We start from the raw sequence: 12,770 nt of genomic DNA on the forward strand, positions 1-12,770 counted from the left end.
TAGTTAGGTTAGCCTGCCTTCATTCCTTGGAAGGGCGTGGATTCTTCGATGATGGAACCGACCGCTCGTCTCGTACTGCTCTCCCCCCGGCACCTGACCGACATCCGCAGGCGCACCGGGGACTTCGCCGACCGGACCATCGCCGCGGCGTGCGCCATCGGACTGTCGTACTGGGCGACGGGCCGGAGCCCCGCCGGACTCGACCTCACCGCGGGCACCCTCTTCGGCGACGTGCTCGGCTGGGTCGCCAACGGAGGCGCCACGCCCGGCGGTTGGGAGGTCGCGACGGACGGCCGGAGCATCACCCTCCCGGACGGCGTCGTACCGGACGACGCGCAGCTCGCGCTCGACGACCTGGCCGACTTCCCGGACCGGCCCCTCGGCACCATCGGCCCCTCCGGCCCGGCGGCCCGGCTGGCGAGCCTGGCCGCCTGGAACGACACCGACGCCGACCGGGCGCGTCCCACGCTCGTGGAGATGTTCCTCGCCCAGGCCCGCACCAGACCGGACGCCGTCGCCGTGGTCGACGAGCACCGCTCACTGACCTACCGTCAGACGGCGGCCCTGTCGGCCCAGCTGGCCCACCGGCTGACCGGAAGCGGGCTCACCGCGGAAGACGCCGTGGGCATCTCCCTGGAGCGCTCCGCCGACATGGTCGTCGGGCTGCTCGGCGTGCTCCGGGCGGGCTGCGCGTTCGTACCGCTCGATCCGCACTGGCCGGCCGAGCGCCGGGCCGTCGTCATCGAGGACGCCGGGGTCGTCGTACAGCTCAACGCCACCGGCGAACACGCCCCGGACGAACCCGAGGCCCTCGCCGTGGACCTCGGCGACTGGCGCCACGGGGCCCACCCCGCCGAGGCGCCGGAGACCTCCGTCCGGGGCGACGCCCTCGCCTACGTCATCTTCACCTCCGGGTCGACCGGACGGCCCAAGGGCGCCATGATCCGCCACGAGGCGATCAGCGAACGGCTGCTGTGGCAGGCCCAGGACATCCTGGGCTTCGGCCCCGACGACGTGTCGCTGTTCAAGGCGCCGCTGTCCTTCGACATCTCCGTCAACGAGATCTTCCTGCCGCTGGTCCGCGGCGGCCGGCTCGTGGTCCTGCGCCCGGGCGGCGAACGCGACCCCCACCATCTGCTCGGCGTCATCGCCGAACAGCGCGTCACCTTCACCTACCTCGTCTCGTCCATGCTGGACGTCCTGCTGGAGATGGCGGGCGACTCCGGGCGACTCGACAGCCTGCGCCACGTGTGGTGCGGCGGCGAGGTGCTGACCCCCGAGCTGTACGAACGCTTCCGCACCCGGCTCGACATCCCCCTCTACCACGGCTACGGACCGGCGGAGACGACCATCGGCGTCTCCCACGTCGTGTACCGGGGCGCGGCGGAACGCCTGTCGACGTCCATCGGAAAGGCCAACCCCAACACCCAGCTCTACGTCCTCGACGACGAACTGCGCCCCGTCCCGGTCGGCGTCGGCGGCGAACTGTACGTCGGCGGCTTCCTCCTGGGCCGCGGGTACGTGGGCGCACCCGGCCTGACCGCGTCCCGGTTCGTGGCCAACCCCTTCGCCGACGACGGGTCCAGGCTCTACCGGACCGGAGACCTCGCGCGCTACGCCCCCGACGGCTCGCTGGACTTCCTCGGCCGCGCGGACAACCAGGTCAAGATCCGCGGCATGCGCCTGGAGATCGAGGATGTCGAGATCGGCCTCGCGGAACACCCCGGGGTGCGCCACACCTGCGTCGTCGCCAGGAAGAACGCCGCGGGCGGCACCTACCTCGTGGGCTACGTCATCCCCGCCGCCGGCCACGAGGACCTCCGTGCCGACGACGTCAAGGCGTGGGCCGGCGCGCACATGGTCGAGTACATGGTGCCCACCCACATCGTCGTGACGACCGGGTTCCCGCTCACCGCCAACGGCAAGATCGACCGCCACGCGCTGCCGGAGCCCGTGACCGGTGCCGCGGCGTCCGTGCCGCCCGCCACCGAGAACGAACGCGCGGTGTGCGCGGCGGTCGCGGCGCTCCTGCGACTGGACGAGGTCGGCGTCGACCAGGACTTCTTCCAGCTCGGCGGGGACAGCATCCTGGCGATCTCCCTGCTCGGCGCGCTGCGCGAGGCGGGCCTCTACGTCACGGCACGGCAGATCTTCACCCACAGCACAGTGGGAGCGCTGGCCGCCGTGGCGAGCCGCGAGGACACCACGGCCGTGGACCACCGCGACGTCCCGACCGGCACCGTGGTGGGGTCCCCCGTCGTGCAGTGGCTCGGCGAGACCACCGACGCCGTCGACGGCTTCGTGCAGTCGGTCGTCCTGAACACCCCGGCCGACCTCGGGCCGGACGCCCTCGACGAGGTCCTCACCGCCCTGACCGGCCGGCACCCCATGCTCCGCGCGCGGCTGGTGCGCGGCGACCGCTGGGGCTTCGACATCCCCGACGCGGCCCCGGCCGCGGCCCTCTGGCAGGAGAGCGACCGGCCCCTCGACGCGTGCGTCACCCTCGCCACCGAGGCACTGGACCCCGAGTCCGGCGCCATGCTGAGCGCCGTCTGGCGGCGCGCGGCACGGCAGCTGGTCGTGGTCGTCCACCACGTCGTGATCGACGGTGTGTCCTGGCGGGTGCTCATGGAGGACCTGGCCACGGCCTGGCGGCAGTTCTCCTCGGGCGCAGCCGTCGAACTTCCCCCCGAGGGGACGTCGTTCCGGCGCTGGACCCAGCTGCTCGAGCGCGCCGCCTTCGACGCCGACAGCGCTCCCTTCCGGCGCCCGCTGCCGGGCCCCGACGAACCGCTGGGCCGCCGCGCCCCGGCCGCGACCGACACCGTGGCGAGGGAACGGGTACGCACCGTGTCGCTCGACGCGGGTGCCACCGCCGCCGTCCTCGGCGAGACACCCGCCAGATTCCACGCGGGCGTCAACGACGTCCTGCTGACCGCACTCGCCGTCGCCCTCGCCCGGTGGCGCCGCGACCTCGGCCAGTCCCAGACCTTCGCGCACATCGAGCTGGAGGGCCACGGCCGCGAGGGACGTTTCGTCGCTCCGTCGGCCGGATTCGAGCCCGAACTCTCGCGGACCGTCGGCTGGTTCACCACTCTCTTCCCGGTCACCGTGGACCCCGGCACCGCCCCCGACCCGACCGCACCCGCCTACCTGGCCACCGCGCTCAAGGCGGTGAAGGAAGACCTCGCGCGCGTACCCGACAACGGCGTCTCCTACGGCGCCCTCCGCCACCTGGCCGGAGTCTCCTTCGACGCACCGGCACCCCAGGTGCTCTTCAACTACCTCGGCCGGTTCGCAGCCGGAGGCTCCGGCGAGTGGCAGCTGGCGCGCAACACGGAACAGCTGGGCGAGAAGCGCGATCCGCGGATGCGCCTGCCGCGCGCCCTGGAGTTCAACGCCGTCGCCGAACCCGGCACGGACGGCGCGTACCAGCTCGTCACCACCGTCTCCTGGCCCGACGGCATGTTCACCGACGAGGACATCACCACCCTCGGCGGCTACTACCTGGACGCGCTGAGCGGCCTGGCCGCACTCGACGCAGGCGGCCACACACCCAGCGACTTCCGGCCCCTGTCCCTCACCCAGGCCGACGTCGACACCCTGGACGGACCCGCGCTGCGGGACATCCTCCCGCTGACCCCCCTGCAGGAGGGCCTGTACTTCCACTCGGTCTACGACGACGACGCGAACGGCAGCTACGTCGAGCAGCAACTGCTGACCCTGGACGGCGAGGTCGACACCGACCGGCTCGCCACGGCGGCCACCCGCCTGCTCAGCCTGTACCCGAACCTGACCGCACGGTTCGTGGCCCTCGACGACGGCCGGGTGGTCTCCGTCCTGGAGAACGGCGTCCAGGCGCCCTTCACCGTGCTCGACCGCCCCGGCATCACCGACGACGAGATCCGCGAGCACGCCGAGCGCGACCGCCGCGCCGGGTTCGACCTGGCCACCGGCCCGCTGATGCGGTACACCCTCGTCCGCGCGGGCGAGGGCCGGCACGTCCTGGTGCAGACGGTGCACCACATCATCGCCGACGGCTGGTCGGTGCCGCCCATGCTGCGCACCCTCCTCGCCGAGTACCACGCGCCGGGCACCGTCCACCCGCTCGGCGGCTTCCCCGACCACGTGCGCCGCCTCGCCGCACGCGACGACGAGGAGAGCGACCGGGTCTGGCGCTCGCAGCTCGCCGGACTGCCCGGCCCCTCCCTGGTCGCCGAGGGCCACACGCCCTCCGACCGCTTCGCGGACACCGCCGTGGTGCCGGAGACCGACGTCGAGGCCGCCGCCCGCGCGGCCGGCGTGCCGCTCAGCGTCGCCGTGCACGGCGCCTGGGCCCTGACCCTGGGCTCCGTCCTGGGCCGCGACGACGTCGTGTTCGGCTCGACGGTCTCCGGGCGCGACGCCGACGTGCCCGGCATCGAGGACATGGTCGGCCTCTTCATCAACACCATCCCCCTGCGCGCCCGGTGGACCGGCACCACGACCGCACGGGACCTGCTCGCCGCCGTCCGGGAGCACCAGAGCGCGGTCCTGCCGCACCAGCACGTCCCCCTCGCCGGGATCACCCGGCGGACCGGCGCCGGCCCCCTCTTCGACACCCTCGTGGTGTTCGACGTCGCGACCGACACCGCGGACCTGCGGCGACCCGGCGACACGCTGGCCGTCACCGACATCGTGAACGAGGGCGCCCCGCACTACCCCCTGACGCTGGTGGTGGAACGCACCCCCGACGGCCGACCGCGCTTCAACCTCATCCACGACGGTGAGCTGCTGCGCGAACCCCGGGCCCGACGCATCCTGCACGCCTTCACCCGCACCCTCACCGGCCTGCTCACCCGCCCGGACACCCCGGTCGGCCACCTCGCCATGGCGGCGTCCTCGCGCGTCGAACCGGTCACCCCGGCCACCCTGGGCGGGCTCTTCGACGCCGCCGCACGCCGCGACCCCGCCGCCACCGCCGTCACCCAGTGCGCCCTCGACGGCACCACCCGGTCCCTCACCTACGGCGAACTGGCGCACGCCAAGGACGATCTCGCCGCCGTCCTGCGCGCGGCCGGCGTGGCACCGGGCGGGCGCGTCGCCGTCGCCGTCCCGCGCTCCGCGGAGCAGGTCGTCGCCCTGGTCGCGGTGGTCGGCGCGGGCGCAGCGTACGTGCCGCTGGACCTGGCCTACCCGGACGAGCGGCTGGAGTACGTCCTGGCCGACGCCGCGCCGCAGGTCGTCCTCGTGGCCCCGGAACAGCGCGACCGCTTCTCCCGGCTGCTGGACCGCGCGGGCGTCACGGCCCGGGTGCTCGTACAGGGGGAGGAGCCCGTACCGGCACCGGCCGGCACCGGGCCGGGCCCCGAGGCCGACTGGCGCGACCCCGCCTACGTCATCTACACGTCCGGCTCGACGGGCCGGCCCAAGGGCGTCGTCGTCCCGCACGCCGCCGTGGTGACCCTGCTCGCCCACACCCGGCCCGCCATGGAGTTCGGCCCGCACGACGTGTGGGTCCAGTTCCACTCCTTCTCCTTCGACTTCGCGGTCTGGGAACTGTGGGGCGCGCTGGCCCACGGCGCCGAACTGCTGGTGCCCGACTACGCGCTGACCCGTTCCCCGGTCGACTTCCACCGGCTGGTCCGCGAGCGCGAGGTGACCGTGCTCAACCAGACGCCGTCCGCGTTCCACCAGTTCGCCGAGGCCGACCGGCACGCCGGCGTACCGCTGCCCGCACTGCGCAGGATCATCTTCGGCGGCGAACCGCTGGACCTCGGGCGCCTGCGCGGCTGGGTCGACCGGCACGGCACCGCTTCGCCCGAGCTGGTCAACATGTACGGCATCACCGAGACCACGGTCCACGTCACCCACCGGGTCCTGACCGACGCGGACTTCGGCCCCGGCGACGACGCCAGCCCCATCGGCGGCCCGATCCCCGGCCTGGTCACCCACCTGCTCGACGACCGGCTCCGGCCGGTACCGCCGGGGCGGGTGGGCGCCATCTACGTCGCCGGCGACCAGGTGTCCCTGGGCTACCTGGGCCGGCCGGGGCTCACCGCCGGGCGTTTCGTGGCCGACCCGTTCGCCGGTGACGGCTCCCGCATGTACCACACGGGCGACCTCGCCCGCCGCACGCTCGACGGCGAGCTGGAGTTCGCGGGCCGCGCCGACGACCAGGTGCAGCTCAAGGGGTTCCGCATCGAGCCCGGCGAGGTGGAGTCCGCGCTCCGGGACCTCGACGGCGTGGTGGACGCGGCCGTCACGGTCGCGGACACCGGCGACCACCTGGTGGCCCACGTCGTGGGCCGGGTGCCCGACGACCTCACCGCCCTCCTGGCGGCGAAGCTGCCCGCGCACATGGTGCCGGGCCGGGTGCTGCCAGTGGAAGCGATCCCGCTGACGGTCAACGGAAAACTGGACCGCGGGGCCCTGACCGCGCGCGCCGCCGCGGCGTACCGCGACGCGGTGCCGCCCCAGGACACGGCCGGGGCCCGCCGGCCCGGAGTGCCGCCGGTGACGGACCCGGGCGCCGACGCCCTCGCCCCGCTCGTCGGCATCTTCAGCGAGACGCTGCCCGGCGCGGCCGTGGACGCCGACACCGACTTCTTCACGGCCGGCGGCGACAGCATCGTCGCCATCACCGTGATCAACCGGGCCAGGGCGCTCGGCCTGCCGATCACCCCGCGCGACGTGTTCCTGCTGAGGACACCGCGCGCCCTGGCCGACCACCTCGGCACGACCGGCGCCCCGCACCCCGAGACCCCCGCACCCGCTCCCCGCGAGGACGGCCCGCTGCCCCTCACGCCGATCATCCTGCGGCAACGCCGACTGGGCGGCCCGCTCGCCCGGTTCGCCCAGGCCAGGACGCTCACCGTCCCCGAGGAAGCCGGACCCGCCGACGTGCGACGCGCCGCCCGGGCCGTCGTGGGCGCGCACCCGGCGCTCAGGATGCGCCTGCGCGTCCGGCACGGCGTGTGGTCCCTGACCACGGAGCCCGACCGCGAGGTGACGGTCGTCCGCACGGACGGGACCGACGCGACGGCCGCCGCCGACCTGGCCGCCGGACGGCTCGACCCCGAGTCCGGCGAGGTCGTCGCGTTCACCTGGCTGGAGGCGAGCCGCACCCTGGTCGTCGTCGTGCACCACCTCGCCGTGGACGCCGTGTCCTGGCTGATCCTGCTGGACGACCTGGCCGGCGCCCTGCGCGGGACGCCCCCGGCACCGCCGACCACCTCCTACGCCGAGTACGCCGAAGCGCTGACGTACCGGGCCGCCACCGACGTCGACGACCTGGACCACTGGCTCACCACACTCGCTGCCCCCAGGCCCCTGCCCCCGGCCACCGGGCTGCGTGAGACCACGGCCGTCCTCCCGCCCGAGGTGAGCGAACGCCTGACACGTACCGCGCCCGCCGCACTCGGCCTCGGTCTCACCGAGCTGCTGTGCGGCGCGCTGCGCACAGCGCTCACCCGAGTCCAGGCGTCGCCCACCGACCTGGCGATCGACCTGGAGCGGCACGGCCGCGCCCCGGCCCTCGCACACCACGACTACACCCGCACCGTCGGCTGGTTCACCGCCATCGCGCCGGTACGGCTCACCCCGCACAGCGACCCCGTCGCCGCCGCGCACGAGATCACCGAACGGCAGCCCGACGAGGACGCGCACGCCGCCTACGGCCGGCTCAGGTACCTCAATCCGCAGACCGCCCCGCTCTTCGACACCCACCCGCAGGTGCTGTTCAACTACCTGGGCCGCGGTGGTGAATCCGAGGCGCCCCGCCTGACCGGCGAGGACGGTCACAGCCCGTACGCCGTCGAGGTGAACGCGTGGACCGACGCGGCCACCGGCGCCCTGCACGCGGAGTTCACCCTCGCAAAGGGCGTACCCGACGCGATCACCGGGCACTGGCTGACGGCACTCGAACAGATCGCGGACGCCGCCGGGACCGCCGAGCGCACCGCGCCGGTCACCCCCCTCCAGCGGGGCCTGTTCTTCCAGGCCCAGCTGGCCGGCTCGACCGGGCACTACGTCGCCCAGAGCTACTTCACCTTCGAACGGCGTCTGGACACCGACGCGTTGGCCGAGGCGATGGCCTTCGTGATCGCCCGGCACCCGGCCGTGGGCGCCCGCTTCACCACGGACGACGACGGCGCCCCCGTCCAGGTCCTCGCCGCCGGACGGCGGGTCGGCGTCCGCACCGTCGACGCGGCCACGGACGCGGAGGTCGAGGCCCTGCGGCTGGCCGACCGGGACACGGGATTCGACCCGGGCGAACCACCGCTGATCCGGCTGACCGTGGTGCGCCTGCCCGACGACCGCGACGGCCTGCTGCTCAGCTACCACCTGCTGCTGTGGGACGGCTGGTCGCGCGAGATCGTGCTGCGGGACCTCTTCGACGCCTACCGGGCCGTCCTCGCGGGCACGCTCCCCGTCGCGGTCCCGGCCACGCCCGGCTTCGAGGACCACGTGCGGGCACTCGCCGCCAAGGACCCCGCCGCCTCCGAACGCTTCTGGGCGGAGCACCTGGCCGGGCTCCCCGGCCCGACCCTGCTGGCCGGACCCGCCCCGGCCCTCGCGGACGACCTGCCGCGCGCACTCGTCCACACCCTGGGCGCCGAGGAGTCGGAACTGCTGCGGGCGGCGGCCAGGACGCACGGGGTCACCCTGAACACCGTCCTCACCGGCGCGTTCGGCCTGCTCCTGGCCGCCCGGACCGGCCGCACCGACGCCGTGTTCGGCGTGACCGTCTCCGGCCGCGACGGCGAGGGGCTCGCCGACATCGTGGGCGTGCTGCTCAACACCGTGCCCACCTGGACCCGGGCCCGGCCGCACGACACGGTCCGCGACTACCTCACGGCGGTCCAGACGGCCAGGGTCGAGGCCATGGAGCACGAACACCTCGGGCTCGGCGAGATCCAGCGGGCGGGCGGCCACGACACCCTCTTCGACAACCTGTTCGTGCTCCAGAACTTCCTCGACCTGGACGCCTTCGCCGAGATGAACGCCCGGCACGGCATCACCTCCGTGCGCGCCGATGACTCGACCCACTATCCGTTCACCTGGGTCGTCACCCCCGGAGACCGGCTCACCGTCAAGCTGGAGTACCGCGACCACGACACCGCGAACGCCCGGCGCCTACTCGACGACTACCTGCAAGTCCTGGACGACCTGGCCCGGTCCACGGGCCCGGTGGGCGCGCTGCGCGGCCTGGCCTCCGAGCCCCGCCCCGTCGAACGCACCGACGTCGGCACCGACACCGTCGTCGACCGGTTCGACCGGGCGGCGGACCACGACCCGCAGCGGGTGGCGCTCGTCGCCGACGGCTCCACGATGACCTTCGCGGAACTCCGCGACCGCAGCCGCGCGGTGGCGGGCGTCCTCGCCGGGCGCGGCATCGGACCCGAGACGAACGTGGCCATCGCGGTCCCGCGCTCGCTCGACTACATCGTGGCCCTGTTCGCCGTACTGCGCGTCGGTGCCGCCTACGTGCCGCTGGAGCTGGACCACCCCGACGAGCGGATCGCCGCGATCGTGGCGGACGCCCGCCCGGACGTCATCCTCACCGTGAGCGCCGTCTCGCCCCGGCTGACCGGCGACCTGATCGAGCTGGACCGCCCGCTGCCCGAGGCGGAGCCGTACCGCACCTTCGCGCCGGACGACCCGGACCGGCTGCGGCACCCCGCGTACACCATCTACACCTCCGGATCGACCGGGAAGCCCAAGGGCGTGGTGACCGAGTACGCCGGGCTGACCAACATGCTGGTCAACCACCAGCGCCGAATCTTCGAACCGGTACTGGCCGAACACGGCCACCGCACCTTCCGGATCGCCCACACCGTGTCGTTCGCCTTCGACATGTCGTGGGAGGAACTGCTGTGGCTGGCCGACGGCCACGAGGTGCACATCTGCGACGAGGAACTGCGCCGTGACGCGCCCCGCCTGGTCGAGTACTGCCTCCGGCACGGCATCGACGTCATCAACGTGACCCCGACCTACGCGCAGCAACTGGTCGCCGAGGGACTGCTCGACGACCCGGCCCGCCGGCCCGCGCTGGTGCTGCTGGGCGGCGAGGCCGTCACCCCGGCCCTGTGGCAGCGGCTCGCCGAGACCGAGGGGACCGTGGGCTACAACCTGTACGGGCCCACCGAGTACACCATCAACACCCTCGGCGTCGGCACCTTCGAATGCCAGGACCCGGTCGTCGGGGTCGCCATCGACAACACGGACGTGTACGTCCTGGACCCGTGGCTGCGGCCGCTGCCCGACGGCGTCCCCGGCGAGCTGTACGTGGCCGGCATCGGCATCGCGCGCGGCTATCTCGGGCAGCCGGCGCAGACCGCGCACCGCTTCGTCGCCTGCCCCTTCGGCGCCCCCGGCGCCCGGATGTACCGCACCGGCGACCTCGTGCTGCGCCGCCCCGACGGCAACCTGACGTACCTCGGCCGCACCGACCAGCAGGTCAAGATCCGCGGCCACCGGGTCGAACTCGGCGAGGTCGAGGCCGTGTTCGCCGCGCACCCGGCGGTGCGGTTCGTCGCCGCCGTAGCCCAGCCCGACCCGCAGGTCGACGGCGCCCACCGGCTCGCCGCCTACCTCGTGCTGGACGGCGCCGACCTGGCGGCGGTCGCGGCCGAGGTCGGCGCCGGGCTGCCGGACTTCCTGCGCCCCACGCACTACGCGCAGGTCGACGCCATCCCGCTGACCGTGAACGGGAAGGCCGACACCAAGGCGCTGCCCGAGGCCAGGCCGCTGGGCGCGCTGACCACGGCGGGGGAGCGCGGCCCGGAGACGGAGACCGAGACCACCGTGTGCGAGTTCTTCGCCGAGGCACTGGACCTGGACGACGACGAGGTGAGCGCGGTCAGCGACTTCACGGCCCTCGGCGGGCACTCCATGCTGGCGGTACGGCTGACCGGACTGCTCCGCCGGGAGTACGGTCCAGTGATCACGATCCGCGATCTGTTCACCCTGCGAACCCCGGAAGCGATTGCCCGTCACCTCGATGAAGAATCCTGACAAGCAGCGGACCCGCCAGGGGTCCGACATCCTCCGCACCGCCCTGCGGCGCAACCTCGGCGCCATGGCCTGGGGCACCCTCCTCATGGGCCTCTACCAGGCCGCCGAGACCGCCTTCCCCATCGCGCTCGGACTGATCGTCGAACACACCATGCGGGACCTGAGCCCCGGCAGACTCGGTGTCTCCATCGGCGCGCTGGCCGTGATCATCACGACCGTGTCGCTGTCGTGGCGGTACGGGATGCGGGTGCTCCAGAAGGCCAACACGACCGAGGCGCACCGCTGGCGGGTGCGGGTCGCGGGTCGCGGACTCCAGCCCGTGGCCCAGGACATCGACCTCAAGTCCGGCGAGGTGCTGACCATCGCCACCGAGGACGCCGACCAGACCGCCGACATCATCGAGGTGGTGCCGCTGCTGATCAGCTCGCTGGTCGCCGTGCTGATCGCGGCGGTCGCGCTCGGCCTGGCCGACATCCGGCTCGGCCTGCTGGTGATCGTGGGGACCGCCGCCATCCTGTCGGTCCTGAGCGTCATGTCCAGACGGATCGGCTCCAGCACCCGTGAACAGCAGGCCCGGGTGGCCCGGGCGGGCGCCAAGGTCGCGGACCTGATCATCGGGCTCCGTCCGCTGCACGGCTTCGGCGGCAACCACGCCGCCTTCCGTTCGTACCGGAGGGTCAGCACGGAGGCGAAGCACCAGTCCATCACCGTCGCCCGGGTGAACGGCGTCTACGCGGGCACCGCGCTGGGCCTCAACGCGGTGCTCGCCGCCGCGGTGACCCTGACGGCGGGCTGGCTGGCCTTCGCCGGCCGGATCAACATCGGCGAACTCGTCATGGCCGTGGGGCTCGCGCAGTTCATCATGGAGCCGCTGAGGCTGTTCTCGGAGATGCCGAAGTACGTGATGATCGCCCGGGCCTCGGCCGAACGGATGGCGCTGGTGCTCAGCGCGCCGCCGGTGACCACACCGGGCACGGGCCGGCCGGCCGCGGGCGCGGACCTGGAGGTCGACTGCGTACGGCACGGGACGCTGCGCAAGGTGCGGTTCCGGGTGGGCGCCGGCGAGTTCGTCGCGATCGCCGCCTACCAGCCGAGCGCCGCCGCCGACCTGGCCTCGGTCCTGGCGCTGCACGTACCGCCCGACGGGTACGACGGGAGCGTGCGGCTCGGCGGACGCGACCTGGCCGACCTCACGGTCGAGGCGGTCCGCGAGCATCTGCTGGTCAACCCGTACGACGCGGAGATCTTCGCGGGCACCCTCCGTACGAACATCGACCCGTCGGGCACCGGTCGGACGGTCCCCGAGGCGGTCGAGGCGTCGATGCTGACCGACGTCGTCGCCCTGCACCGCGAAGGGCTCGACTACGCCGTCCGCGACCGCGGCGCCAACCTCTCCGGGGGACAGCGCCAGCGGCTCTCCCTGGCCCGCGCCCTCGCCGCCGACACCGACGTCCTCGTCCTGCGCGACCCGACCACGGCCGTCGACGCGGTCACCGAACAGCTCATCGCCCGCAACGTCGCCAAGCTGCGCCGGGGCCGCACCACCCTGGTGATCACCAGTAGCCCCGCCCTCCTGGACGCCGCCGACCGCGTCCTCGTCCTCGACGAGGGCGTCATCACGGCCGAGGACACGCACCGCAACCTGCTCGCCACCGACGAGGAGTACCGCCTGGCGGTGACCCGCTGACCCGCTGACCATGTGTCTCGGCGGTCTCGCACGTGTGTCTCCCGATACACCCGTTCCGGATGTTTGCCGTGGCACGGACGGGAAA

The 12,770-nt window shown here is 73.5% G+C and carries 2 protein-coding genes; both read left to right on the top strand.

The features are described from left to right. Positions 1 to 48 precede the first annotated feature (48 nt). A complete protein-coding gene (locus OIE75_RS38875; protein WP_329473733.1) occupies positions 49 to 10,998 on the top strand; it encodes a non-ribosomal peptide synthetase in 10,950 nt (3,649 codons plus the stop codon). Further along, entirely contained in the window at positions 10,985 to 12,685 is a 1,701-nt protein-coding gene (locus OIE75_RS38880; protein ID WP_329473734.1) for an ABC transporter ATP-binding protein, read from the top strand. The genes OIE75_RS38875 and OIE75_RS38880 overlap by 14 nt, the downstream gene beginning before the upstream one ends. Positions 12,686 to 12,770: the final 85 nt, after the last annotated feature.

The sequence above is a fragment of the Streptomyces sp. NBC_01723 genome, assembly GCF_036246005.1.
GTDB lineage: Bacteria > Actinomycetota > Actinomycetes > Streptomycetales > Streptomycetaceae > Streptomyces.